Below are 24,869 nucleotides of genomic sequence, written 5' to 3' on the forward strand. Positions count from 1 at the left end.
GAAATATTCATACCCAGATTGGCACATAAACGAGCATTACCTGACGGATATCACTTCGGCGCCCGCCGAGCATCGAGCGGTTCTGCTTAACGTGCGGCGATGAGTACCGACAGAGATTCCCTCGCAGCACAGAGGCTACCGCACCAGCCGGCCACCCACAGCGAAGCTGAGAACGAGCTCCTGACCGCGATCCGAGCGCTTCGTGCCGAAGGTGACTACCTCGTCCGCGGCCTCGCAACCGTGATCAGCAGCATGCCGCCAGTCCCGCCCAGATCGGACCAGTCAGCGCACGCCAAGGCGCTTGTCGACACCGGGGCGATGACAGCCGAGGACGTGGCTGCCGCTGAAGACAGGCTTGCGCAGGGTGCGCTCCAGCTCCTGCAAGCAGCCGGCTGGCTCGCAAGCGCTTGGGAGACGGCGTCGCTGGATGCGGCATCCAGGCTCCTACACAGGACTCCGCAGGAGCTCCTCCGGGCCGCGGATCGAAACGAGCTCCTGATGGTCGAGCTCGGCGGCGAACAACGGATCCCGACTTGGCAGTTCACGACTCGGCCCGTCGGGCATCTCCTACCGCACCTAGCCGAACTGATGCCTGCGCTGCTCAACCGATGGCGGCCGCTCGCGATCGGGCGTTTCTTCACGACGCGTCAGGAGGACCTCTTCGACGAGGGCATGAAGACGCCCGCGGCCTGGCTCGAGGACGGTGGCGACCCCTTTGAGGTACTCGATCTCATCGACGCGGGGCTGCACCGATGAAGGCGAGGGTCATCGCAGTGACGGCCGTCCAAACCGCACACGTCTCAGCCCCTCACCGCTCCCACTCGCGGACCGGAGGCGCCTCATGAACGAGCCTGACGCGAGCTCCGACTGGCGAAACCGGGCAGACGCATTCCGGCAGGTCCTAATTCGGGAGACCGCTCGGGTCGCGGTCGCGCGTCTGAGCGAGGTGTCATGGTTCGGTCACAGGACCTGGGAGGATCTGAGCCGACAGGAGCAAGACGACGTCCTTGGGTGGGTGGAACTCGTCTCCACCGCGCAGATCGAGGCGTTCGGTTCCGCGCTGAAGCTTGCAGGTCTCGAGGTCGACGATGCCTGAGCGCCGCGCGACATGGTGGCCGAGCCGACAGACGCCGCCTCCGGCGAGCTGGTCCTACGTGGTCGAGGACCTGCTCGCTCCCGATCGTTCACAGGAGTGGGCACGTGCCGCAGCAGTCTTCATCGAGGAGCACACGAAGCTAGAGGGCCACGGACCGACCTTCAAGGAGCTGTTCGCTCACCTGCTTCCGGACGCCAACGGACTTCCGTCACGGCACCCAGCGGGCATGCGCGGGCGAGAGCAGGCACTGGTAACGAGCTGCTTCCGGATGTACATCATGCGCCAATGGCGCAAGCATGATCTGTTCACCTGGAGAGGAGGAGTGGAGCGAAGCCTCAATGTCGGGCCGAGGTTTGCGAAGAGGCTGCGTCAGCTCGAGCAGGCGGACACGGAGTGATCTTGAGGCGCGCACACATGCACGGCGCGATGAGGATGAGGGGCCAAGGTGCGTGGGGTTTGCGACGTCGTTGCTTGATCGAGCCGCCATGGGGCGTGAGTACACGCCCGCGCACGAACCCGTCGCGAGATTGTGCACGTCAGGGGGCCGGCGCAATGCCTGGTACGCCGCGGCAGCAGCGATCCTCGGCCCGAAACTCGTGCACAACCTCGCGACGACACTCAAGTCCTCAATGGCCGCCCGCGCGACGGATCCGTCTGTATCTCGAGCCGCCGATGCACAAACGTGCACGTTCTTCTGCCCAAGATCTGTGCCGTCAAACAGTGCGACGCAACTGGTACCGGTACAACTGGTACGCCGTCAGCGTGCTGCACCTCGCTCGGGGGCTCGTGGCGCGGGGTGCTCGTCTGACTGGATGGACACCATGGGGACGAACGACACCAGCACCGCCGGCGCATCCGCGAAGCGCGAGTACGACCGCCGGCGGGCACGCGACGAGGCAAAGATCCGCGAGACCTGGGGGGACGGCCGCATCGGCACGATCGCCGTCGCACTCTCCGGCGAACGCCAGAGCACCGTCGCTTGGAAGTCCGGCGCCGCCGGCGAGGCCGAGGTCGGCCGGGCACTGGACGCGATCGCCTCCGAGCACCTCGTCGTGCTCCACGACCGCCGCATCCCCCGCTCCCGCGCGAACATCGACCACATCGTCATCACCCGCGCCGGCGTCTGGGTCATCGACGCGAAGCGCTACCGGAACAAGCGGCCGCGCCTGCACGTCGAGGGCGGCCTGTTCCGGCCGCGCACGGAGAAGCTCGTCGTCGGCGGGGACGGCACGAAGCTCGTCGACGGCACGCTCCGCCAGGTGGCGCTCGTGCAAGATGTCGTTGGCTCGGTCCCCGTGCACGGCGCACTCTGCTTCGTCGACGCGGACTGGCCGCTCTTCGGCGGCTCGTTCACGGTGCGCGGCATAGACGTCTGCTGGCCGAAGCGGCTCGCGAAGCAGCTCGCCCCGCTCAAGGGAACGGTCGACGTCACCGAGTCCGCCGAGGCGATCGCTGCGCACTTCCCGCCCGCCTGACGCGCGTCGCTCCTTGATGGCGACACCGCTGCCGCTGCTGTCACTTGCGGCGGCTAAGTGTCAATTGCGAGCCTGACAGGCGAGACCACGGCGGCTGCGAGACTTCGGGTGATCCCGATCGGGTCGCGATCCAAAGGCTATCGACCACAAGGTGGCGCGCTCGAAGTTGCGCGTGCGCAGACCGCGCAGCGACTTCGAGATCGAAGCGCTGGTAACCACGGACGAGCCCTCTGGAAGATGAGGCACATCGCGCCGCAACGTCTTCAGTCTGACCGCGCGCACGATGATCGTCGGTCCTCTCGTCGTGACTCGGGCGCTCGCTCGTCTGCTCCCCCGACTGCGTCTGCACGGGTGCTGTGCCACGGTCCTCGGCCATCAGCGTCTGGATCGCGGGCATGAGCGCAAGCGTGATGGACTCCCACTGCTCTGGGACACAGCTCTTGGGAAGGAGCGGCAGAGGGCAGCGCTGCAGCGCATGCACTGCCCTGTCGCTGATGGCGAGGGCGACTCCTACCTGGTTGATGACCTCCTGCCGAGGGAGGCGCATGGTCTTGTGGTCGCCTCGGATTAGCATCGCGAGACCGGGCAAGTGGCCGTGAGCGATCGACGACAGGTTCGAGTAAGGGATGCGCGGCTCAAAGTGCCTCCACTGCTGACGAGCAATGTCGTCTATCGCAGTGGATACCGACCAGCTCAGGCCGGACACGTCGAGTGAGTCGATCCGCTCCTTGATAAGCGCTGCGTATTCATTGCGCGTCATCGGGGGCCGATCGGGACGCTTGGCGGTGAAGCGAGTGGTTCGTGCCGAGCTCTGAACGTCCTTGCGCAGCACGTGCAAGGCGCGCGCCTTCACCTCGCTTCCGGTCGTGCCGACGCTGATCCAGTGCACGCGGGCGAGGTTCTCGACAACCCCCCGAGCGACCGTTGCTGCAGACGGTCCCAGCTTCGGATCGGTGATCACGGCAGCGAGGGTTCGAGCATGATCGGCAGCAGCTAAGAGATTTAATCCGATGATGTGGGACGGGAGGAACTCTGGGTCGATCGGTATGGCTGCGACACCTCGTGGGCTACGAACGTGCTGCTCGACCCGGAGCATGCCGCGCTCGATGCCTCGCCACACCCTCCGCGCGAGGCTCCGCAGCTCCTCGTCAGTGACCGATGACATCGTTCAACTGGTGCTGATGGCGCCCGCGCGGCACCGGATCGAGCCGGCCTGCATCCGCGGAGACCATCGCGACTCGGCGGCCGCTGGCGCGCTCAGCGCAACGATGCTCCCGGTCGAACCCGCGCAAAGCCGCCATCGACGCATAGACGGCAACCACGTGCTGCACCTCGCCGTCGTGGTCGTTCACTAGACAGATCGTAGGCTGTCGGGCCGTAAATCCTGGCCAGTCCTTGAGCTCTCTGCGGTCTAAACACAGCCCGGGTCCGTCAAAGGTCGTGCGATAGGCGTGCCCGAGGCAGGAACTAAGGCCCGCGCCGCTTCCTTACGTGCGTCCGTAGGCTGGGGCTGTGACAAGTGAAGGCCTGACCCCACAAGCGTTCTTGGACGGTGCCTCGAAGACATTCCGCCAACTGAACAGACTGCTGCCGGTCGAAGTCAGTGGGACGGCTCGACGACCAGTGCTCGAGATCCAGAGCGCGGCCGGACTTGTGACGCTCACCGTTACGCCGCGCTTATCTGACTGGCGCCTGAAGCGTCACGTGCACACGGGCGTTGTGTCGAAGGCCGACTACCGCTCCGCAGGTTTTGATGGACCATTCGGCAGGACGCGCACCTGGTCGCCAGTCGAGCTGGCCACCTACCTTGCAGCCGAGGCCGCGCGCGACGTTTCCCTGATCGCCCACGCGATGTATCAGCAAGCACCGCTCAACTCCGAGCCGAGTGAGGTCTACGAACGCTTCGGCCTCATCCGCGCCGAGGCGCGAGAGTGGACCGTTCGCCTTCCCCAGGTCACCGCCGCCGCCCCCTCGACGAACAACGAATGGACGCAGGTCGCGCTCGAGACCGCGCTGTCTGTCACCAGCATTGACGCCGACGAAGTGATATCGCCTGAGCTCTTCCGGCGGTTGCCCTAAGCGCGCGGCACGTTCGCGCGCACGTCGTCGGCCTCCGCCTCGTCGAGCATCCAGAGTCCCGTGTGCTCCGGATACCGCTCCCGCAGGTATCTCCGCACGACTTGCCCCGGCCTGGACTCGTTCGTGTAGCCGAGCTCAGCTGCCAGCTCTCGTGGTGTGTACGTCGTCATGAGCGCGGCCGCTTCGAGTGATTGCTGGCGGGGTTCCGCGGCTTGGTGAGCGACTTCGAGTTCGTCCGGCACACCTCGCCGATGTCGGAACCGCACGCAGGACACGGGTGGCTCAGGTCCTCGGTGGCGCGCAGATCGCGTTCCATCCCGGCGTAGAACGCGTCCACTGGAACGCTCGACGAGTCGAGGATCGCCTGTTCGACCAGATCACGGTGCTTCACCAGGGCGTCGTAGAACCGCTTCGGGTCGTCGGCAGCGCGCATCACGGCCGGGGCGACTTCGCGGAGAGCCTGCTGGAAGTTCGGAAACGGTCGCGGACCACCGAAGTCGCCGTTGCCGACACGTACGCCGTCCCGTCGAGCCTCAGCGATGTGCAGCATCTCGAGGTAATGCAGCTCCAGCGGCGATTCAGCCGTCGCGACGATCGTCTTGGTGAGGCCGCTGGCGCCATGGTCCGCGAGCACCTCGGTCATGAAGGCGCCGCTGCCGAAGTAACCGTCGATGTGCTTCGGGTCGAGGCGCGTGCTCTGTCCGATGTAGGCCCACGCCTTGTCGGCGGGTTCGGTCCTGAACACGTACCCGATCGCTGTCGCCGGTACCCTTGCCTGATCGCTCATCGTCACCGCTTCTCCGAGGTTGTTGTCATCGTCATCGTCATCGTCCCATGAGCCTCTCGAGCCAACGCCGACGTCGAGGAGGCGCAGCGGGCGCCTCGGAGGGTTTCGCCGGCACAGGGACGCTGATCATCACGGTCAGCTCGCGCTCCGACGGATCCGGCATCGGCGTCATCGGCCAGTCCGACGGCACGTAGTTGTCGGGCACGACGTAGCCGCCGCAGTTGACCACCTCGCCGGCGGCGCTTACCGTGACGCTCTGCACGTGGAGCATCCCGTCGTTGAAGTCGTACGGGCTGCGGCCGTCAGGGACGTACGCGGTCTCCTCGCGGAGGCTCTTCGACCAGGTGAGTCGCCCCACGGTGCCCGCCGCCGACGATGCCCACCAGTGAGCACCGTCCCACTCGACGCGGAGCTCGTCGCCTACGCGTACCTCGCGCATGTACTCGGTCACCGTCGAGCGGTAGAGGTTCGACGCCTGCGGCGTACCGCGACCGGCGTAGACACTCGCCAGGAGCCCCCTGATCCCGAATCGGCGGTCGCCGTTCTTGTGCACGGAACCGAGCTGCGGATGACCGTCCGCGGCCGCCGGCACGTCCTCTCCGTCGTTCACCTGGCTCCTCCCCAGATCGCCGTCCCCATCGTGCTGCCTTCTCGCGGCGACGACCAGTGTCCGGGACTCACAAGTCCTTGAAGTACCCGAGGTAGACCCACGTGCCCACGTCGCAGCTGCTACCGACGTCCAGTCGTTGAGCACCACCGTCCGGTGCGACCAGCCGCACCTCCTGCGACACCGGGCCCCTGCCCGACCAGTCGTGCCGTTCCGGGTAGTCGGACACCGCCGACTCCACGAACCCAGCATCTTCCGCGTCCTGCAGCAGCCCACTCACGTCCGGAACGCATGCCACGACCCACGCCTCGGACGCTTTGATCAACGACCTTGACCCCGACGCTTCGAGCTGCGCGTCCGGCGGCAGTCTGACGCTGAACCTCGTCTCGATCGACGTCCGCCCGAGGCGACTGCACTCGCCCTTCAGCGGCTCGCAGATGCTGCCGTCGTCAGTCTCTTGCGGCCCCAGCGCCCGGTGCACCGAGACGCCGACGCTGAGCACGACGGCGGCGACCACGCCACCGAGCAGCAGCACGAGCGCGGCGAGCATGCCCACCAACCGGAGCGCACTCGGCGCCTGATCGTCTCGATCCCCCATCCGTCCACGGTAACCGGGCGCGTGGCCGGTCACCGCGTTCAGCCGGCGGACGTGCTGGTGCGCGTCGTGTGCGCCATGAGCGCGGGGATCGCAGCGAGCACCGCGCCGATCACCCACGAGAGCGGCGATACAGAGAGTCCGCCATCGGCTAAAGAACTCGGGCCGTCACGCAGGTAGAGGAAGGCGTCGACGGCGAGGACCGCCGGGACTACGAGGAGCGTCGTGGCCCCTAGCCAAGCGGATCCTCGTCGGCCTGTTCCGAGGACCGCACAGAACGCAGGTTCAGCGGCAGGTTGCCTGGGTGAACTTCGCCTTCGAGACACCGCTCCGAGTAAACGTGAACTCGAGAGCACCCGTCTCACCCTCACCGAGGGCGTAGAGGGTGTCGTTCGACGACGCAACGACTGTGCCAGCACTGTTCAAGCCGTTGACGCCAACGTAGACGCCCGACGGGCAGGCGTCGTACGCGTAGACCTTCGCCTTGAAGCAGGAGCCGAACGAGTACTCGCAGCCACCTTCAAAACCGTCGTCGCCTCGGCTGAGCCACTTCAGCGCGATACCGGAACCTGCATCCTGGAACCCGGCGGGCAGATCCGGGGCGATTTCCACCAGCGCCGTGTCATCCTCTGGGTCGGAGGCGGTACGGGTCTCCGTGCCGGGGGCGCCGACGCTTACGGCGACCATCGTCACGATGAGTGCGAGGGTGGGGATGGCAATGATGGTGAACCACCAGCCCACGGGAAGGACCTGACGGGACTTCCTCACTGGGCGGGGCTGCGCGATGGCGTCGAACCCGGGATCGCCCTCGTTCAACCAGGTGCGGCCGGTCCAATACCGCCACGTGTTTCGCTTCCACCCGTGCTCGTGCCAGCCGACACGGCGAACGTTGTTGTTCGCCCCTGTCTTCGCGCCAGGATCAGGGGATGCCACCGCAGCCGGCTCTGCCTGGGCTGCGGGCACATGCGGTCCGGCCGCCGTTGCTTCTGCGAAGGAGGACGATTCGGCACCGCTCGCCTCGACGTCCTTCCGAACGGCGCGCTCGGCGATCCACTCCGCGCCGTCCCAGTAACGTTCGCGGCCAGCGACCACTGACGGGTACCAGCCAGCAGGCGCAGCAGGTGGGGCGTCGTCGTTGTGCACAGGAGCCTTTCGCGGGGGAAGCCATTCAAGCTTAAAAGACGCGACAGGCGCTCAATACCCCATGTTCGGGGCGTCGGGCGGCCGGAATGCTGAGCGCATGCGAGTTCAGGGCAGCGCCCCGTCCGGCTAACGATCCTCTACCGGCCCCCGATCGGCCACGGGCGTTCGTTTCGATCACTCACGTTTAGGCCGGACGGGCCCATGAAGTGCGAAGCCGATCGCTCCCGCGACCGCGAGCACCAACCCAGAAGGAGCGATCACCAGCCCGGCCGCCACGAGCCCGAGGTAGTCCTCACCGAGGCCGACGCCGAGAAGGGTCATGACGAGGCCTGCTGCCAACGCCCCCGCGCCGATCGCAAGGCCGAATACGCGAGGCGGGAGCCGAGAGAGCATGCTTGCATTCAACTCCTCACAATCGGCGGCCGATCATCGTTCGGCGCCGTCTCGACAGCCGGTCGGCGACCGACCAGCCGGTGCGTGTGTGTGTGAATCAACTCGCGTGCCGCCGCGTCGCAGATACCCCGTCCGACTTGATTCTCACTTGGCTGCGCCACACGGACGCTCTGGCACTGGCGAGATCGCCTTCCGGCCGACCGTGGATGCACACGGATCGGCACTGGTCCGAGAAGTCACATGACGGACGGCCACCACAGCTGCCCGCTGCCCGACCACATGCTCAGCTCCATGTCACTTCAAGGGGCACGATTCACGCCGGTGATAGTGCCCCTTATCCGAAACTTCCGGAGCACCCCCTCGGGCGCTCGAAGACCGCGAAATCCCTCCAGAACGCCGGGCCCCGCCGGTAAACTGGACCCGTACGAAACGGAGCCCTCATGCGCCACGTCACCCACCTGCAGGCCGTCACCGGGTCCGGCACCGCGAAGCAGCGCGAGACCGCGCCGGCACGCACCGACGCCGACATTCAGCGCGCCATCACCCGCGCTGACGCAGCCCTCGGTGCGGCTGGCCACCAGGTCACCGACGAGGAGACTCGTGAGCTCGGCCGGCAGGTCGCCGCCGGCACCGTGACCGGTGACGAGGCAGCCGCTCGCATCATCGAGAAGCTGCGGCGATAAGTCCAAAACGTTCCGACCGCGCCTCATCTGACACCGGCCATAGGTGTTTTGGGGAAAGATCGGGAACTCCACCCCGTTCTCGCGGAACTCTCTGCACTCCGCTGACTCGATGAAAGCGCATCCCCGTGTTCGGCCCGCGAACGGACTCGGCCGCGACGAGGTGTTTGCCAAGCGGTTGGAACGCATCTAACTCCACTTCAGGGAGTGCTACACACCGACGGTGATGGCAGCTATCGCAGGTTTGCTATGTGAGTAGCTAAGCGCAGGTTTGGTTCGCCCATGCCGAAGCGGCACAGACGCGACGACCGCCTCAATGCTCGGGGCGCTTCAGCACCTGGTCATCCTCCGAGGGAGACCTTCTGAGGCTTGGCCAGACCGCACTCGCCGTTTACGGCCCCATCATCCATTGGCGCGCCAGACAGCGTGTTCCTCCTGGTTCGATATCATCTGAATTCACCGATGCCCGTGTCTAGGGCCGAAGCTCGCGGAGGGGGAGCTGTGCCGAAGAGGGTCTCAGGGGAACGAAGTGGCTTCACATGGGGAGTCGCGGCGGTCCTAGCCGCCATCACCTTGGCAGTCTTGACCATACTCATGTGGGGGACCCTCTGGCTTCAGACGGGAAGATGGGATTTCTGGGCAGCGGCACCAAAACCCGCTGCTTACTTCGACGATGCCCGCGCAGTTGTGACTCTGGTCGGGGCGCTCGCATTGGGAACCACCGTCTGGACAGCGATTCGAGCTCAGACGGTGAATGAGCGCAGATTCGAGAGCGAGGAAGACAGTCGCAAGTCGAGTCGCGAGCGTGAACGAGCTCAGGATCGTCGAGCGCGTTTCAGCACCGGCAGCGAGCAACTGAGCAGCGACAGCCCGGCAGCACGCATCGCTGCCGTATATGCACTTGCTACTCTTGCGGACGAGTTTGCGGAAGATTCTGATGCGGACGGTCAACAGAATTGCGTCGACGTACTATGTGCTTACGTCCGGCTCACGCCTTCCGCGTCGCATGTGGTTGCAACCACGCAGCCTGTAGCCGCAACGGCTTCTAGCGGCGATGATCTGAACGCCCGGGCTGAAGTTGAGATCCACCGAGCGATCTTCGGAATGATCCGTCAACGATGCACTGACAAGATTGACGTCGGCATTCGATGGACAAATAAGCGATTCGACTTCCGCGGCGCAAGGTTGACGGATGTCGATCTCTCCGGCTTGCTACTCGAGCATGCGAGTTTGATTGACTTCTCGGATGCAGCGTTCGACGGTCACCTCGATCTGAGCGGAGGGCGATGGGAGGCCGGAGACATTCTTCTCGAGAGAACCGCATTCACGGCAGGTTCACGCCTCGATCTTACTGACACGACTATAGACGGCGGCGCGGTTCGCCTGTACCCGAAATCATTCAAACGCAGCTATGTCAGGGCGCTCCGCCTTCGCGTCATCTCCGGGAGTTTGCGCGTCGTCTGCGATGACGTGCACAGCACGCAGATCTCGATGGAAAATGCCAGGTTCGAGGGGGGAACCTCTGTAGTAGAGCTGCGTTTGCAGGAACGAGCCCACCTGCGGCTCGCGAGGGTTCAGGTGCGAGGCTTGCTTCATCTCAGGCTCAATATGCGGGAACGCACGAGCACGCGCCTGCAGCACCCTTACATCGGAGGTAAGGGGCGCATTCGCTTTGAGTTGACCATCCTGCAAGCTTTTTCGTTTTTGGAGATAACAGCTCCGCGTGGATCGGAAGACGCGACCATTCAGGTTGACAAACCGCAGTTTAACGGGGGTGTTCTGCGTCTTCGAGGCCTTGCAGGTTCAGGTACTCCGGTCGTGCGCCTCGGTTCGGGCAACTCCCCGATCGGCGATGTCGACCTAGTATCTAACAAGTTGTAGCTTTTGCCGGACGCACAGGCGACGTCCGCCCACACGCTGCAGCCAGACACCGGTCTTGCAGGCTCGTCGGTCGCCGGCACGCCCGATGATTGGTGCTAGCGGCATCCTGAACCGCTCGAGGACACGGCCTAAGCTCGAACCGTCGAAGTGCAGATGGATCGCGATGCGGTGCGGACTCCATCGGCGGGCGAAGCGCAGCGCGATAATGCGCCCTTGGTGTGTCGCGACAGACGCGTCCGGCAGGACCTCGGCCGCAACGAGCGGTGGCGCATGGGCAGGCCGGCGCGGTACCTCGTGGCCCATTTCGGCGCGGTGGCGGGCGAGAACTGGAACGGTTCCGTGGCGCGTCGAGCGGGCCAGCCGTTATCGACGATCAGCTTGGCAAGGCGGACCATGCCCTCGGAGGGACGATGTGCGTTAGCGTGAGTCACGAAGACCTCCGGTGAGGACGTAGTGTTTGGTAACCCACATCCTCCCGGAGGTCTTCGTGTTATGTCGCCCGTTCACGACGTCCCGAGGAGCTAGAACTCGTCCAGTCTCTGACATATAGTCATCTCACGCGCGGGAGGTGCGGGCCTCGCTAGAACCTCCGGATGGCGCACGAGGGATTGATACTTCGGAAAAGGTTATCGTGGCTATTCAAGATGAAACCTGCAACGCGCTGTACTTCCCGCATGGGCGACACAAGTACGGCGGGATGTTCTGCCGACTTGAACCGGATCACGCCGGCGACCACTGGTGCCCACATCAAGACGATCCTGAGGACGACGAATGATGGACAGAGCAGAACTGCAAGGGAAAATCGACGAGCTTATGCGCCAATACGACGACGGCGAAATCGACGGGAATACTTATCAGCACAAGATCATGGAACTGACGACGTCCGCCAAGGACTGACTCGGCGGCGATTGCTAGGGCCTGTCAGGAGCAGACCCCCTCCCCGCTCAGGTCCGATCCCGCCTGCGCACGACCGACATATCGCGAAGCACCGGCGCCTCGGGACGGGGGATGAACCCTGATAGGCGCGGGCGGGACAACTCACGTTTCACCGCGGCGTAGAACAAGTGCGACCGACTTGTCGTGTCTGGGCACTATCACCGGCACCCTGATACCGCGGAGCAGCTGCGACCCGACGGCCAGGAGCCCATCAAACTCCGAAGCGTGATCCTCGACCGAAGCCGCACCACGCAAAGCGTTGCGATCCTTCAACTCCAGTCGCTCTCCCTCGACGTGCCGGAAGACCTCGGCCCAAGGCTGCGACGGGAGCGCGACGCGACGATACGGCCGAGCACAAACTCGTCGCGGAAATCGTGCACTGAGCCGAAGCGACGTTTGCCCGAGTTTACAACGACGCGGGCCGACGGCCGCTTCGACCTCGTGCACAACCTCTCGACGTCAACACTAGACTTCGATCTACCCGCGCGCGGCATAATTTCGGGGATCCGGGCAAAGGAGTGCACTATCGTGCACATTCTCTCGAGGGCTCCCGGGGCCGACGAAATTCTCGAGCGTGCGGTACACGGTACAGAGGTACAAATCGCGGCGTTGCTCTCCGACCTAGATCAGCCTTGCGGCCTTGCTCCAAATACCGAGATCTGTGATGCGGTCCTGGATCTGCTGAACACGGCCGACGGCACGACCAATCTTCCGCTGTAGCTCGAGATCGAAGGATCCATCGTCGAGAGTGGGTACGTCGATCACAAGTTGCTTGATCCGACCCGAGTAGAGCTTCGCTTCGTACTGGAAGTCCCCACGTGCGATGACGGACGACAGGGCTGTCGCGAGATACTGAGGATCGATTTGATCTGTCTTCGGCACGACAGCAATTACGTCGTCGGTAATCATCGATCGATTCTCCCGCACAAAAACGATGCCCACTCCGGAGGCACCGGTGGCGTTTACTGTCACGGTAGGACGGTCGATGAGCCAGGCGCCGATACCTCGAGCCCAGGCCTCATCGACTCTTCCCTTCTCCACTTCCGCGCGCGTGAAGCACGAGTACACCGGTAGGTCGCCCGGGTGATCCAGGACATCCTTGTGTCGGACCCTCTTGCCGGGGCGCACGGTGAAAATTGCCTCATCGCCAACAGCCACGGCAACTGTGCTATCCGGGGCGAGAGACTCGAGTTCCGCTTGAGCCTCCTCCAATTCTCCGAGCAGTTCACGAAGGCTCTCGGCCATCTCGTCCACGAACTCGCCTCGCTCGATCGGAGGCACCCGGACACCAAGCTCAACGAGTTCGTCATCGCTCCAGAATCGAGGGACGTCCCAGCGTTTGGCCTCAGAAAACTCACCGGCCGGTTCGACCTTAATGAGGTCGCTAGAGTCGATCAGCGTGTCGTCGCCCTCCGACCACGCAACAAAGGCGTCGGCAATGGTCTGCAGGTCGTTCTCAAGCGGAGTGGGGGTTCTCCGCATGTCCAACGTTTCGCCGGTCGAACGCGCGATTGCACAGAACACATCAGGGCGTGGATCCGACTCCGTGTACCGACGCTCGAGCACCAGAATGTAGGTCGGTTGCGCCGTATTGAAAAACGCCTTTCGCGGCAAGGCAATAGCCGCTACGATATTGCACTCGTCGAGAAGATGCTTCTTCGGTCGCGGCTCCGATCGGTTCAGTAGTCCGAGCGGCACCACAATAAATGCTCGACCACCAGGCTTCAATGCACCGCTGATATACCGCAGAAAGAGGGCCTCGACGCCTAGGCCACCGACGTCGTAGTAGTCGTGCAGATCCACTCCATTGCGGGGCCCGACGATCTCAGCAACGGCATCTTTATAGATCCCCGATCCCTTTGTCACATACGGGGGGTTGGTCAAGATGATGTCTGCGGCATCTCGAACCGGGTTCAGTAAGGTGCCCAGCATCTCATTCTCGTTCATGAGAATCATGGTGTTGGCCATCGCCTTGTTGAGCGCGGCAACCGTGACAGAAGGATCACGCACCGATTCAGCCAAATGGAGGAGCGTATTTGCTTTCGCGAGGATGTGAAGATCTTTGTCCACATCAACTCCGACAGCTCGAACCTTGGCTTTGGCAGAGCCACCCCTGAACGAATAGTTGTCCGGAAGAGAATCCTCGAACAACAGCGGCTCAAGAACAAAGCCGCCGACCCCCGCCGCGGGATCTAGAACAATCCCACCGTCTGGGACCTTGGCTAGTTGAGCCATCTGTACCATAGGGCGAACGATATTTCGAGGAGTGAAAAACTGTCCGAGACGTTGCTGACGTGCGGATCGCCGCAGGAAGGTCTCATATAGCCGCAGCTTGAACTCAGGATCGATAGACGTGAGGGGCCCAAAGTTCTGGAAGGCCTCCAGGATCTCCATGAAACTGCTGTTGAAGGCTGAGACGTTTTGGTCACTCGAACGCAAGAACGCAAACCCGTTGATGATGCTCGTCTTCGAGACGAGCGTCTGGAGCCCAAATACCCGTGGAAGCCCTTCGTCGTCGACAATGACGCTGTCCGGGAACAATGTCTTGATCCTGGGTCGGATGTCGGTGACGTAATAGTCGATCTGCAGGGTGCCATGGGCCTGGCGGAACGAGGCGTCATCCCGCAAGAGTGTTTCAAAACGGAACCGCGTCGGAAGTTCATTCGCGGGTAGGTTATCACTGAGGAACTTCAGCATGAATATCTCGACGAAGGTGAGCAGACATTCCTTTGGCTCAGCCTTCGTCGCGTGCCAAATGATCTGCCAGACAGATTCAGCTAGAGCGGTCGGATCCTTCACTTGGCCCGGCGATGCCGACAAGAGGTCCTCGACGACCGCTGGCCCCCAGGGACGATTGTCATCGATGTACACAAGTTGCTCTGCCTGCGCTGAGGCAACCACGTTGACGTAGAAGGTCTTCGATCCGTTGGAGAACGCGGCTACAGACAGGCCCAACGCCAAGCCATAGAAAAGGGCCTGCTCGGCTGCCCGAGCCATCTTGGCATCGTTGTCGATCTCGTTTGGGGCCTTCATCTCGAGCACCGCAACGGGTCGCAGACCTTCCGCTACTCGCGTACAGATCAGCCGGTCCGGCTTCGCCGAGCCGATGCGGGCTGGCTTCTTGAAGTACTGGAAGGGATAGTCGACGGAAGCCGCCAGGACGTTCACCAGGCCGGCCCGGCCCAAGGCCGCGAGCGTCGTCGCACCAAGATCTAGAGACTCGTAGCTACCGAAGCGCTCGCCCTTGAGCCCGGACTCGTCGAAATTACCTCGTTGAACGAGTTCCTCGTTTGGCACCGCGCGGACATCCCCTGCTCATGGTCTCGAACGTTGTTTCGATCGAGTCTAGAGGCGAGGCGATTGCCGAACCAACGACTCGCGGGAGCCATGCCGAGCCGAGCTCGAGCACTTGCCTATCACCGCCGAACTCACGCTGCCGCAACTAGATGACGCCTAGCCAAGAGCTGCGGATGTCACCGCACGTGGCGACGCGCAGGCCGCAGTTGAACACAGGTCCACGCATCTGCTCCGTTACCGCCTGGTTACCGGAGAGCACACGCAACCACACGAGAAGAGCCCCAAATCCCTGTTCTGACGGGGATCTGGGGCTCTTCGCATTGGCGGTACCGGTGGGATTTGAACCCACGGTGGAGTTGCCCCCACACATGTTTTCGAGACATGATCCTTCGGCCGCTCGGACACGGTACCGGGAAAGAGTTTACACGATCCGGGAGGCCCGTCGCACCACCGGCAGGTCGGCCAGCCCTCCACAGGTGGCTGATCGGGTGCGCTCGTCCACCGTTCAGCCCGCTCACCGAGAAGGCTTGACCGGCCACGCGTACCGTCCACCGCATGAAGTCACGCACCATCATCGCCCTGCTCTCGTCGATCCTCGGCGGACTGACGGTCGTCGGTGCCGGCCTGTTCGGTGCCCGGGCGGGGATCCGCGGGCAACGGGCAGCGTCACAGCGCGTGGTCGACATGCTCCCGGTCAACGCGCAGTGGTGGCGGGAGCACCTGCAGCACGACGGCCAGCTGACGTACCTGGCGATCGGCGACTCGGCGGCCCAGGGCGTCGGCGCAACCGTTCCGAACCGCGGGTACGTCGGCTTGTTGGCACGGCGCATCCGGCACCGTTCGCGGATGACGGTCCGGGTGGTGAACCTCAGCGTGTCCGGGGCGACGACCTGGGCCGCGAAGCAGGACCAGCTGCCGAAGCTCCGCGGGTACACGCCCGACATCTGCACGGTGTCCATCGGGGCGAACGACATCGCCGACTTCGACCCGGACAAGTTCGAGCGCAACATCCGGACGATCTACGCCGCGGTGCCGTCGCACGCGATCGTGGCCGAGCTGCCGTGCATGTTCGTGCCGGACCGGGAGCGCAAGGTCGCGGTGGCGAACGAGATCGTGCACCGCGTCGCCGACGAGCTGGGGCTGACGGTCGCGCCGCTCCACGTCATCACGAAGCGCGTCGGGCTCCGCCGGACGTTCTTCAACAGCTACGGCGACCTCTTCCACCCGAACGACCGCGGGTACGAGATCTGGGCGAGCGCGTTCGAGCCGGCGGTGGACGCGCGGGTCGACACGGTGGCGGCGATCCGTCAGTACCTGTCCGCTCGCGAGGCCGAGGAGCTCGGTTCGGGCGCGGGTGCGGTCGCGGCGGCACGCGCGGAGCGGGACACCGACGACGCCGGCGCACTCGACCACGCCGAGCGCCCGGGTCGTGTCGACCGTCTCCGGCGGCGGATGACGGGATCGATCCCGCTGCCCGAGCACGCCGAGCGTCGCACGGGTGATGTCGGCGGCTCGGCCTAGCCTGACCGTCATGGCACGCCCGCAGTCCCTCTACCGTTGCGCCGAGTGCGGCTGGACCAGCATCAAGTGGGTCGGCCGCTGCGGCGAGTGCCAGTCGTGGGGAACCGTCGAGGACACCTCCGCGGCGTCGGCGAGCACCCGCGGTACCGCGGCCGTCGCGGTGGCGGGAGCGCGGGTCGCTCGTCCCATCACCGAGGCCCGCGGCACGGCGGTCCAGCGCTGGCAGACCGGCATCGGCGAGTTCGATCGTGTCCTCGGCGGCGGCGTCGTCCCCGGAGCCGCGGTCCTGCTGTCCGGAGAGCCTGGTGTCGGCAAGTCGACCCTGCTGCTCGAGGTCGCTTCGCGAGCGGCGGCGACGGGGAAGCGCGTCCTGTACGTCAGCGCCGAGGAATCCGTCGACCAGGTGCGTCTGCGGGCCGAGCGCACCGGGGCGATGCACGACGACCTGTACCTCGCGAGCGAGGTCGACCTCGGCGTCATCCTCGGTCAGATCGACCAGGTGCAGCCCGACCTCCTCATCGCCGACTCCGTGCAGACCATCTCGTCGAGCACGATCGACGGCATCGCAGGCGGGACGTCACAGGTCCGTGAGGTCGCCTCGACCCTGATCCGGGTCGCGAAGGAACGCGCCCTGCCGGTGTTGATCGTCGGCCACGTCACGAAGGACGGCACGATCGCCGGGCCGCGGCTGCTCGAGCACCTCGTGGACGTCGTCTGCCACTTCGAGGGCGACCGTCAGACCGCGCTCCGGTTCGTGCGCGCGCTGAAGAACCGCTTCGGCCCGACGGACGAGGTCGGCTGCTTCGACATGGGCGGCGACGGCATCCACGAGGTCCCCGACCCGAGCGGGCTCTTCATGTCCCGCAACGGTGCGCCCGTCTCGGGTACCTGCGTGACCGTCGCGCTCGAGGGCCGTCGCGCGCTGCCGGTCGAGGTGCAGGCGCTCGTCGTTCCGAGTTCCGCACCGCAGCCGCGTCGGGTGGTGAACGGTGTGGACGCCTCCCGCGTGGCGATGCTGCTCGCGGTGCTCGAACGTCGTGCGGGGCTCAAGCTCTCCGACGCCGACGTCTACGTGTCGACCGTCGGCGGCATGAAGCTGACCGAGCCGGGTGCCGACCTGGCGATCGCGTTGGCCCTCGCGAGCGCGGCACGGGACCGCCCCTACCCGCACACGTTGGCGGCGATCGGGGAGATCAGCCTCGCGGGCGAGATCCGCCCGGCGACCGGCGCGAAGCAGCGCGCGAGCGAGGCCACCCGGCTCGGCTTCACCACCGTGCTCGGCTCGGGCGCGGAGCACCTGCGCGAAGCGCTGCGGGTGGCGTTCTCGATGACGAAGTCGGCGCGCGAGCGCGAACTCGACCGCGCGTTCTGACCGTCGACCGCACATCGTGACCCGCGGCTGCCCGAAAGCGTGATCACGCGGAAGCGCGACCGCGCAGAAGCGACCGCCTCCGGGACGGGACCGCGGCGCCCGAAGCGAGCCGCGCCTCCAGGCCGGGTGGTCCGCTACGCGCGCAACGCGGCGAGCAGGTCCTCCGGGGTCGACTGCATCGTGTTCGGGCCGGCGATGTCGAAGAACACTCCCTCGAGCGAGTCGAGGTGCTCGGCGAGGAACGCCTCGAGCCGCGGCCCGTCGTAGACCATGACCTGCCGGATCTTCTCGTTCGGCACCATCGCGGTGTAGGCGTCGGCGGACGAGAAGAGCAGCAGGATGCGCTTGTCCGAGCCCTCACGGCCGAAGACCCGCACCTGCATGTCCTTCTTGCCGGTGACGAGTCGGGGGACGATCACGATGTCGTTGCGGAGCGCGAACGCCACCGCGGCGACGTCCTGCTTCGCGAGGGCTTCCTCGAGCTGTTCGCTCCGGAAGCGCTGTTCCTTGTCTGCCATCACCCCTAGTCCACCAGATTCATGGGTCCGATTGCGACCTCGACTCTTCCGTTGTCGCCTGAGCACGGTAAGTTGTTCCCAACCGCTTCGGCGGGAGTCCATCGTTCTTCCGGTGCACAGCGCACCTCGAGCGCCATCGGTCACTGACCTTCCCAGGTCGCCTGGCCCCGAACCCGTTCCGCCGGCCCATGCCCGCGGGACGCATCGATCCGACGACGACCGTCGGCGGATCAGCGGCAGAAATTGTCGCCTCGCAAGAAAGTAAGGAAACGCCATCATGGCAACTGGGACCGTCAAGTGGTTCAACAACGAAAAGGGCTTCGGCTTCATCGCGCCGGACGACGGCAGCGCTGACGTCTTCGCCCACTTCTCCGCGATCTCGGGCAACGGCTACAAGTCGCTCGAAGAGAACCAGAAGGTGGAGTTCGAGATCACCGAGGGCCGCAAGGGCCCGCAGGCCGAGAACATCTCGGTCATCGGCTGATCACCGAAACACCCTGAACGGGCTCGTCGTCTCCGGACGACGGGCCCGTTCTGCTTCCTCACCCCCGCTGATACGCTGATGTTTCATGGGGAGCGGGTACATCGTCTACGTCGACGAGAGCGGCGATCACAGCCTGACGAGCATCGACCCGGAGTATCCCGTGTTCGTGCTCGCCTTCTGCGTCTTCCCGATCGACGTGTACGTCGAACGGATCGTCCCGATGGTGCAACGCATCAAGTTCGACTTCTTCAACCACGACATGGTGGTCCTGCACGAGCGCGAGATGCGGAAATCGGCCCCGCCGTTCGAGATCCTGCTCAACGCCACGGTCCGACAAGCCTTCATGAGCCGGGTCGACAGCGTGTTCCGCGAGCGGTTCGGAATCGTCGCCACAGCGATCCAGAAGTACGACTTCCTGAGGCGCGTCGGGCGCGACGTGAGCCCGTACCACGTCGCCCTCGAGTACGGGCTCGAACGAGTCTTCCTCCAACTGCAGGAGCGAGGCGCCGTGCGGAAGGAGACGTTCGTCGTCTTCGAGAGCCGCGGTCACGCCGAGGACCGAGACCTCGAGGCGGAGTTCGACCGCATCATGGCGACCACCCGGCTGCGCGGCATGGCGGCCACCTTCCGGTTCCGGATCGCGAGCAAGCAGGCCAACAGCACAGGCCTCCAACTCGCGGACCTCGTCGCTCGCCCGATCGGCACCCGCATCCTGCGGCCCGACCAGCCGAACCGGGCATGGGAGCGCATCGTCGACCGTATGCCGAAGGATCCGTCCGGATCGGTCAAGGGTTGGGGCCTGAAGATCTACCCCTGAGGGATGAGGCCGACCAACCGAGCCTGGCCCGGACAAAGCGAGAACCCCCGGATCACTCCGAGGGTTCGACGCCGACCGGGCATTCCCAATCCACTTGGGTTCGACCCTACCAGAGCCGATGTCACTGCAGGATGAACTGCACCGACTTCGCCGACTCGATGTTCCCCACCGCGACCGACAGGTGGTAGCTCGCTCCCCCGCCGGTGACCGACGGCCGCGAGGCATCACACGTCGACGCCGACGACCGGGTGCGGTCCCAGGCGATCGACGGGGTGGTGAGCTTCTGCCCCGCCTTGATCGTGACGTCCTGGTCCGTGCCGTTCGTCTGGCAGTCCTTCGACGACCAGTACTGCTCCTCACCAGAGCTGATGGTGAGCACCTGCTGCGCGGATCCGAGGTCCATGTGGCACGAGTTCGACCCGGTGTTCGTGATCGACATCGCGATCTTCGGGTCCTCGGTGGGGCCGTAGGCGGTCTTGTCGACGACGGGCGTCAGCTCGATCTGGTCCTTCGTGCACGCGGCACCGTCGGCCGCGGCGGACGGAGACGGCAACGGAGACGTCGACGCCTTCGATGACGACGACGCCGCAGGTGCCGACGAGGACGACGACGAACCGGACGTCCCCGCGGACGCCGACGGCGCCGCCGCGGGAGTGGCACCGTTGCCCCGGCCGACGACGATCAGCACGACGACGATCACGACGACGAGGACCGCTCCGAGCGCGATGGCTCGACGGCGCCAGTACACGCTGGGACGCTCGGGTCCGACGGGGTGACGGAACGACGACATGCGCACAGGGTAGGGCGGGACCAGCGGCACGCCGGGATGCCGCGCGACGCGTCAGAGGATCTTCAGCATGCGGGTGTTGCCGAGCGTGTTCGGCTTCACCCGGGCGAGGTCGAGGAACTCGGCGACGCCCTCGTCCGAGGACCGCACGAGCTCGGCGTAGACGTCCGGGGACACCACGCTCTCGCCGATCTCGAGGTACCCGTGCTTGGCGAAGAAGTCGACCTCGAACGTCAGGCAGAAGATGCGGGCGATCCCGAGTTCGCGGGCGTCGTGCTCCAGTCCCTCGAGCATGCGGTGCCCGACGCGCTTGTGGATCCAGTCGGCGTCGAGGGCGAGGGTCCGCACCTCGGCGATGTCGTCCCAGAAGACGGCGAGGGCGCCGCAGCCGATCGGGACACCGTCGGGCCCCTCGGCGATGCGGAACTGCTGGATCGAGCCGTAGAGGGCGACGTTCTCCTTGCCGAGCAGGATGCGGCGGTCGACGTACGGCGCGATGAGGCGCTGGATGTGCGGGACGTCGGAGGCGACGGCCGGTCGCACGAGGATCCCGTGCTCGTCGCGTTCGTGGAAGGCGTGCCGGCCGTGTTCGCTCATCGACCTCACGATAGCGCGAGCGCCCGAGCGCGAGCGTGCGACCGGGGGACGCGGACCCCGGACGCGCACCCAGACCGCCACGCCTACCGTCGCACGGGCAATCGAGACCGAGCACCACTCGAGACCGAACACGACGAAGGAGCACCATGCCCCAGATCATCGAGACCGTCGACGTGGACGTCCCCGTCCGCCAGGCGTACGACCAGTGGACCCGCTTCGAGGAGTTCCCGGAGTTCCTCGACGAGGTGAAGAAGATCGTCCAGGTCGACGACACCACCACCGACTGGACCGTGGAGGTCGCCGGTCAAGAGCGCGACTTCCGCGCCGTCATCACCGAGCAGCACCCCGACGAGCGCGTCGCATGGACGGTCAAGGACGGCGACACCGACCACGCCGGCGCGGTGACGTTCCACAAGCTCTCCGACACGACGACCCGTGTCACGGCGCAGATCGACTGGCAGCCGTCGGGCCTCCTCGAGAAGCTCGGCTCGGCGGTCGGCGTCGGTGGCCACGCCGTGAAGAAGGACCTGCAGAACTTCAAGGAGCGCGTCGAGGCGGCTCCGACGGAGCCCGGCTGGCGCGGCGACGTCCCGGCCTGAGCCGGAACGGGAAGAACGGGTCGCAACGCGACCAACGGGTCACAACGCGACCACGATCCGGACGGGAGGCACGGTGCCAGCTGGCACCGTGCCTCCCGTCCGTCATGCGGTCACCTCGGCATCCCCCCACGAAATGCCGACCTGACAGGACCGGCCGGACGTGCCAGGGTAGAACGAACGGTCGATCCCTCGGACACCGTTTTACCATGTCTGAGACAAGCGCGGGAAGGGGAGCCGTGATCGAGTACACGGACGACGACGCACACCGACGCGAGTTGTCGCGGAAGCTGCAGCTCCTGATGGACGTCGTCGAGGCGAACTCGGGGCAGCGTCCGTCGTACAAGGAGATCGCGGCGGAGATCGAGGCGCAAGGCGCGTCGATGAGCCGTCCGCGCTGGGGTTACATGCTCGGCGGGAACGGCCCGGCTGTCCGTGACCAGCGTCTGCTCGAGGCCCTCGCCGCGTTCTTCGGCGTCCCGGCGGCCTACCTCACCGACGCCGCGGGCAGCACCGACGTCCCGGCGCGGGTGCAGGCGCAGCTCGAACTCGTCCTGGAGCTCCGCAAGCGCGAGGTCCTCGCGTTCGCCACGCGCCGGCTCGGGGAGTTCGCCTCGGCCGACGAGATCCGCGAGTTCACCGAACACCTGCGGGCGCTCGACGGTCCGGGGAGCACGTCGTGAGCACCGTCCGCGAGCGCGCTGCAGCCCTGCGGCGGCAGGCGGACGCCCGTCGGCGGGTGCAGCGGCTCGGGCTCCCCCGACGCCTGACCCTGCCGGAGCTCGTCGCACGGGCGGAGGCGACGCTCGGCAAGCCGATCGAGGTGCGCACGTCGGACCTCCCCGGCGACCTGTCCGCACGGCTCATCCAACGTCGCGACCGCGCGCTGCTGGAGACCCGCTCCGGCCTGTCCGAGCGGTCGCGCACGGCATCCGTGCTCCACGAGCTCGCGCACGTGTTCCTCGCCGACCACGGCTGCGACCACGAGGCGTACACGGGACTGCTCACCGGACGGACGGCGTTCACCCGGTCGCTCGACTCCCCGCACGAGCAGACGGTGGAGCTCGTCGCCGACCAGCTGGCCCTCCACATCGGCCTGCTCGACCCCGGCGAGCGCACGCCCGGGATCTTCCGGTGACCCTGCACGTCTGGGGGTCGTTGCCGGTCTGGTGCATCCTCGTGGTGCTCCTCGTGCGGCTGTGGCTCGTCCGCACCCAGTCCGCGAGCGTGACGTGGCTCACGGTGTGCTGCGCGTTCGTCGCGGTCGGCCTCTCGATCAACCAGCCCGACGTGCTCGGGGTGCTCGCGCGGGCCACCGGCGTGCCGAACATCGCCGACGTCGTCGGGCGCTGCCTGATGGTCTGCGGGATGTTCGCGCTCGCGCAGTCGGTCGAGGCCGCGGCACGCACGGCCCGGTTGCTGCGACCGGGCCGGATCGTCGCGTGCGTCGCGGTGCTCGTCACCCTGGTGGTGCTGTTCTCGCTGATCGACGCCCCGCGCCCGACGGCGCAGTTCATGGTCGTGTACGGCGACCAGCTCCCGACCGCCCTCTACTCCGCGGTGGAGATGTCCTTCATCGCGATCGTCATCGCGCGGTCGGCCGTCGCCGTGCTCGGTGCGTTCCGGCGCGGCGAGCAGATGGGCCGGATGTACTGGCTCTTCGTCGTCGGGGCCGCGGCGATGGTGCTGCTCGCCGCGATCGCCGTCGCGATGGACGCCGCGCACGTGCTCGGTGCGTCCACGGTCGTCGGCGCGCTGTCGGTCGTCTACGCGCCGGTCTTCCTGACCTCGATGGTCCTGCTGGCCCTCGGCGCTGCAGGCGGAGTGCTGCCCGACGCGGTGCGTGAGTTCCGCGAGTGGCGCGCTGCCCGTCGAAGCTTCCGCACGCTCGAACCCGAGCTGCACCGACTCGAATCGGCCTCCGGCAACCGGGGCCTGTACTTCACCATCGTGTGGCCGCGCCGACAGTGGCGCAGCCGTCTGCACCGCCTGGCCGTCGAGGTCGAGGACCGCGCCCGCGAGGCCGGCCTCGCCACGCCCGCCACCACCGAACCCGACCCGTCAGGAGCGAGATGACCGCCACAGGACGCACCACCGCGATCGGGACCGCGATCGGCGCCGCGGGGACGTTCGGCCTCGGCGCCCTGGTCGCCCGCCGGCTGCTCTTCCCCACGCCCTACACCGCGACCGCGACGGTCCGGTCCTCGTCGTCGACGGAGGTCGAGTTCGCAGCGACCCGCGACACGCGGCTTCCCGGCACCTACCGGATCACCCGTGGCAGCACCTCGGTCCGCGTCGGCGCGGTCATCGGCGAGCATGAGGGCGACACCGTGCGTCGGCAGCTCCTCGACAACCTCGCGCCCGAGGCCGGCGACTGGACGTGGGACGCGCTCATGCACGACGTCGTCGCCGAGGTCCTCCCCGGCCCGGCCACCGGCCCTGACACCAGCGTCTCGAGCACGCACGTCGTCCATGTGCACGGCCAGTCGCTCGGCCCGCGGCAGGTCCTCCGCGGCATCCCGGTCTGGGACGCCCTCGAGGCATCGTCGGAGATCGTCGACACCACCGACCTGCCGCTCCGCTCCCTCGACCCGGGCGCTGCGGACCGCATCGTCGACCGGGTACGCTCCGCGCGCGCTCACGGTGCCGAGCGCGTCATCCTGCAGGGGTGGTCGGCCGGTGCGCTCGCGTGCTCGATCGCCGCGTCCCGCACGCCCGTCGACGGCCTCGTCGGCGTCGCGCCCCTGCTCGACGTCCGGTCGGCCCTGCGCGGCGCCGTGAGCGCCTTCCGGCTGCCCCGCTTCGTCGGGAGCGTGGCCGCGCGCATCGCGACGACGCCGGTGCTCTCCCGGCTCGCGGGCGCCGCCGAGCCGGTCCGGACGGCGACCTGGCAGGCATCCGGTACGCCGACACTGCTGCTCCGCTCCACCGCGGATCCGTTCGTGGCGGCGACCGACGTGTCCGCCGCTGCCCAGCGGGGCGCGACGGTCGTCAGCTTCGCCACCGCGCCGCACACGCTCGAGTGGAACGAGGACCCCGAGCGCTTCGACGGCGCCGTCCGGACGTTCGCAGCGACGCTGCACGACGCCTGACCCGCCCGCTCGCGCAGGGGTCGGCGACCCCGCACAGAGCAACGGCCCCGGTCCTGGAGGACCGGGGCCGTCGGCGACTCGACACGTTGGGGGGAACAGTCGAGCCGCTCACATCC

General features: G+C 66.1%; 29 protein-coding genes, 1 tRNA gene and 1 pseudogene. 17 read left to right on the forward strand and 14 right to left on the reverse strand.

What is annotated here, in order from left to right:
* The first annotated feature begins 99 nt into the window (after positions 1-99).
* From ACIPYW_RS04650 to ACIPYW_RS04665, 4 genes are all read left to right on the forward strand, one after another.
* A complete protein-coding gene (locus tag ACIPYW_RS04650) occupies positions 100-756 on the forward strand; it encodes a hypothetical protein (protein WP_400411188.1) in 657 nt (218 codons plus the stop codon).
* 85 nt (positions 757-841) lie between these two features.
* Positions 842-1,096 (forward strand): hypothetical protein, encoded by a 255-nt coding sequence (locus ACIPYW_RS04655; RefSeq protein ID WP_400411191.1) that lies wholly within the window; start codon positions 842-844, stop codon positions 1,094-1,096.
* A gap of 58 nt (positions 1,097-1,154) precedes the next feature.
* Entirely contained in the window at positions 1,155-1,493 is a 339-nt protein-coding gene (locus tag ACIPYW_RS04660) for a hypothetical protein (RefSeq protein WP_400411194.1), read from the forward strand.
* 424 nt (positions 1,494-1,917) lie between these two features.
* Positions 1,918-2,571, forward strand: coding sequence for a nuclease-related domain-containing protein (locus ACIPYW_RS04665; RefSeq protein ID WP_400411196.1), 654 nt, complete (start codon positions 1,918-1,920; stop codon positions 2,569-2,571).
* A 40-nt stretch (positions 2,572-2,611) separates the two neighbouring features.
* On the opposite strand, the gene ACIPYW_RS04670 is transcribed toward ACIPYW_RS04665, so the two are convergent.
* Entirely contained in the window at positions 2,612-3,532 is a 921-nt protein-coding gene (locus tag ACIPYW_RS04670; RefSeq protein ID WP_400411198.1) for a hypothetical protein, read from the reverse strand.
* 187 nt (positions 3,533-3,719) lie between these two features.
* Complete coding sequence (locus ACIPYW_RS04675) at positions 3,720-3,923, reverse strand: hypothetical protein (protein ID WP_400411200.1); 204 nt, start codon at positions 3,921-3,923, stop codon at positions 3,720-3,722.
* 160 nt (positions 3,924-4,083) lie between these two features.
* Here ACIPYW_RS04675 and ACIPYW_RS04680 point away from each other — a divergent pair, with 160 nt between their 5' ends.
* Entirely contained in the window at positions 4,084-4,650 is a 567-nt protein-coding gene (locus ACIPYW_RS04680; protein WP_400411203.1) for a hypothetical protein, read from the forward strand.
* Here the strand turns inward: ACIPYW_RS04680 and ACIPYW_RS04685 are convergent.
* From ACIPYW_RS04685 to ACIPYW_RS04710, 6 genes are all read right to left on the reverse strand, one after another.
* On the reverse strand, positions 4,647-4,820 hold the full coding sequence (locus ACIPYW_RS04685; protein ID WP_400411206.1) for a hypothetical protein: 174 nt from the start codon (positions 4,818-4,820) through the stop codon (positions 4,647-4,649). The two genes, ACIPYW_RS04680 and ACIPYW_RS04685, sit on opposite strands and share 4 nt — an antisense overlap.
* Positions 4,817-5,443, reverse strand: coding sequence for a hypothetical protein (locus ACIPYW_RS04690; protein WP_400411207.1), 627 nt, complete (start codon positions 5,441-5,443; stop codon positions 4,817-4,819). The genes ACIPYW_RS04685 and ACIPYW_RS04690 overlap by 4 nt, the downstream gene beginning before the upstream one ends.
* 31 nt (positions 5,444-5,474) lie before the next feature.
* Positions 5,475-6,047, reverse strand: a complete 573-nt coding sequence (locus ACIPYW_RS04695) for a hypothetical protein (protein WP_400411209.1) — start codon at positions 6,045-6,047, stop codon at positions 5,475-5,477.
* Positions 6,048-6,114: 67 nt separating this feature from the next.
* Positions 6,115-6,600, reverse strand: a complete 486-nt coding sequence (locus ACIPYW_RS04700; protein ID WP_400411211.1) for a hypothetical protein — start codon at positions 6,598-6,600, stop codon at positions 6,115-6,117.
* 324 nt (positions 6,601-6,924) lie between these two features.
* The gene (locus ACIPYW_RS04705) at positions 6,925-7,782 is read right to left on the reverse strand and encodes a hypothetical protein (protein WP_400411213.1); all 858 of its coding nucleotides are present in this window, start codon (positions 7,780-7,782) and stop codon (positions 6,925-6,927) included.
* 174 nt (positions 7,783-7,956) lie between these two features.
* Positions 7,957-8,103 (reverse strand): hypothetical protein, encoded by a 147-nt coding sequence (locus ACIPYW_RS04710; RefSeq protein ID WP_400411215.1) that lies wholly within the window; start codon positions 8,101-8,103, stop codon positions 7,957-7,959.
* Positions 8,104-8,615: 512 nt separating this feature from the next.
* Between ACIPYW_RS04710 and ACIPYW_RS04715 the strand changes: the two genes are divergently transcribed.
* Both ACIPYW_RS04715 and ACIPYW_RS04720 read left to right on the forward strand, forming a co-directional pair.
* Entirely contained in the window at positions 8,616-8,858 is a 243-nt protein-coding gene (locus ACIPYW_RS04715) for a hypothetical protein (RefSeq protein ID WP_400411218.1), read from the forward strand.
* A gap of 579 nt (positions 8,859-9,437) precedes the next feature.
* Positions 9,438-10,736 (forward strand): hypothetical protein, encoded by a 1,299-nt coding sequence (locus tag ACIPYW_RS04720; protein WP_400411219.1) that lies wholly within the window; start codon positions 9,438-9,440, stop codon positions 10,734-10,736.
* Between the two features lie 96 nt (positions 10,737-10,832).
* Here the strand turns inward: ACIPYW_RS04720 and ACIPYW_RS04725 are convergent.
* Positions 10,833-11,167, reverse strand: a pseudogene (locus ACIPYW_RS04725) (IS481 family transposase); the annotation flags it as partial.
* A gap of 340 nt (positions 11,168-11,507) precedes the next feature.
* On the opposite strand from ACIPYW_RS04725, the gene ACIPYW_RS04730 reads away from it, so the two are divergent.
* The gene (locus ACIPYW_RS04730; RefSeq protein WP_400411222.1) at positions 11,508-11,633 is read left to right on the forward strand and encodes a hypothetical protein; all 126 of its coding nucleotides are present in this window, start codon (positions 11,508-11,510) and stop codon (positions 11,631-11,633) included.
* Between the two features lie 660 nt (positions 11,634-12,293).
* Here ACIPYW_RS04730 and ACIPYW_RS04735 read toward each other — a convergent pair.
* Together ACIPYW_RS04735 and ACIPYW_RS04740 are read right to left on the reverse strand one after the other, a co-directional pair.
* On the reverse strand, positions 12,294-14,969 hold the full coding sequence (locus ACIPYW_RS04735) for an N-6 DNA methylase (protein WP_400411224.1): 2,676 nt from the start codon (positions 14,967-14,969) through the stop codon (positions 12,294-12,296).
* A gap of 321 nt (positions 14,970-15,290) precedes the next feature.
* Positions 15,291-15,380: transfer RNA gene (locus ACIPYW_RS04740), tRNA-Ser, on the reverse strand.
* Positions 15,381-15,524: 144 nt separating this feature from the next.
* Between ACIPYW_RS04740 and ACIPYW_RS04745 the strand changes: the two genes are divergently transcribed.
* Together ACIPYW_RS04745 and radA are read left to right on the forward strand one after the other, a co-directional pair.
* Complete coding sequence (locus ACIPYW_RS04745; RefSeq protein WP_400411227.1) at positions 15,525-16,490, forward strand: SGNH/GDSL hydrolase family protein; 966 nt, start codon at positions 15,525-15,527, stop codon at positions 16,488-16,490.
* 10 nt (positions 16,491-16,500) lie between these two features.
* On the forward strand, positions 16,501-17,862 hold the full coding sequence (radA, locus tag ACIPYW_RS04750) for a DNA repair protein RadA (protein ID WP_400411228.1): 1,362 nt from the start codon (positions 16,501-16,503) through the stop codon (positions 17,860-17,862).
* A gap of 134 nt (positions 17,863-17,996) precedes the next feature.
* Here the strand turns inward: radA and ACIPYW_RS04755 are convergent, their stop codons facing one another.
* Positions 17,997-18,380, reverse strand: coding sequence for an SseB family protein (locus tag ACIPYW_RS04755; protein ID WP_058724124.1), 384 nt, complete (start codon positions 18,378-18,380; stop codon positions 17,997-17,999).
* Positions 18,381-18,657: 277 nt separating this feature from the next.
* Here ACIPYW_RS04755 and ACIPYW_RS04760 point away from each other — a divergent pair, with 277 nt between their 5' ends.
* Positions 18,658-18,864 (forward strand): cold-shock protein, encoded by a 207-nt coding sequence (locus tag ACIPYW_RS04760; RefSeq protein ID WP_058724123.1) that lies wholly within the window; start codon positions 18,658-18,660, stop codon positions 18,862-18,864.
* An 85-nt stretch (positions 18,865-18,949) separates the two neighbouring features.
* Entirely contained in the window at positions 18,950-19,681 is a 732-nt protein-coding gene (locus tag ACIPYW_RS04765) for a DUF3800 domain-containing protein (RefSeq protein ID WP_400411232.1), read from the forward strand.
* A gap of 121 nt (positions 19,682-19,802) precedes the next feature.
* On the opposite strand, the gene ACIPYW_RS04770 is transcribed toward ACIPYW_RS04765, so the two are convergent.
* Entirely contained in the window at positions 19,803-20,471 is a 669-nt protein-coding gene (locus ACIPYW_RS04770; protein ID WP_400411234.1) for a hypothetical protein, read from the reverse strand.
* A 51-nt stretch (positions 20,472-20,522) separates the two neighbouring features.
* The gene (locus ACIPYW_RS04775; protein ID WP_290133212.1) at positions 20,523-21,065 is read right to left on the reverse strand and encodes an amino-acid N-acetyltransferase; all 543 of its coding nucleotides are present in this window, start codon (positions 21,063-21,065) and stop codon (positions 20,523-20,525) included.
* Positions 21,066-21,211: 146 nt separating this feature from the next.
* Between ACIPYW_RS04775 and ACIPYW_RS04780 the strand changes: the two genes are divergently transcribed.
* The 5 genes from ACIPYW_RS04780 to ACIPYW_RS04800 all read left to right on the forward strand — a co-directional run bounded on the left by ACIPYW_RS04780 (position 21,212) and on the right by ACIPYW_RS04800 (position 24,753).
* Positions 21,212-21,664, forward strand: a complete 453-nt coding sequence (locus ACIPYW_RS04780) for an SRPBCC family protein (RefSeq protein WP_290133213.1) — start codon at positions 21,212-21,214, stop codon at positions 21,662-21,664.
* A 206-nt stretch (positions 21,665-21,870) separates the two neighbouring features.
* Positions 21,871-22,344: a hypothetical protein gene (locus ACIPYW_RS04785; RefSeq protein WP_290133214.1), complete on the forward strand. Its 474-nt coding sequence runs from the start codon at positions 21,871-21,873 to the stop codon at positions 22,342-22,344.
* Complete coding sequence (locus ACIPYW_RS04790) at positions 22,341-22,799, forward strand: hypothetical protein (RefSeq protein ID WP_400411239.1); 459 nt, start codon at positions 22,341-22,343, stop codon at positions 22,797-22,799. Before ACIPYW_RS04785 ends, ACIPYW_RS04790 begins: the two co-directional genes overlap by 4 nt.
* Positions 22,796-23,737, forward strand: a complete 942-nt coding sequence (locus ACIPYW_RS04795) for a hypothetical protein (protein WP_400411241.1) — start codon at positions 22,796-22,798, stop codon at positions 23,735-23,737. The genes ACIPYW_RS04790 and ACIPYW_RS04795 overlap by 4 nt, the downstream gene beginning before the upstream one ends.
* Positions 23,734-24,753: an alpha/beta fold hydrolase gene (locus ACIPYW_RS04800; RefSeq protein WP_400411244.1), complete on the forward strand. Its 1,020-nt coding sequence runs from the start codon at positions 23,734-23,736 to the stop codon at positions 24,751-24,753. Before ACIPYW_RS04795 ends, ACIPYW_RS04800 begins: the two co-directional genes overlap by 4 nt.
* Positions 24,754-24,869 lie beyond the last annotated feature (116 nt).

The sequence above is a fragment of the Curtobacterium sp. NPDC089689 genome (genome assembly GCF_044749145.1).
Classification (GTDB): domain Bacteria; phylum Actinomycetota; class Actinomycetes; order Actinomycetales; family Microbacteriaceae; genus Curtobacterium.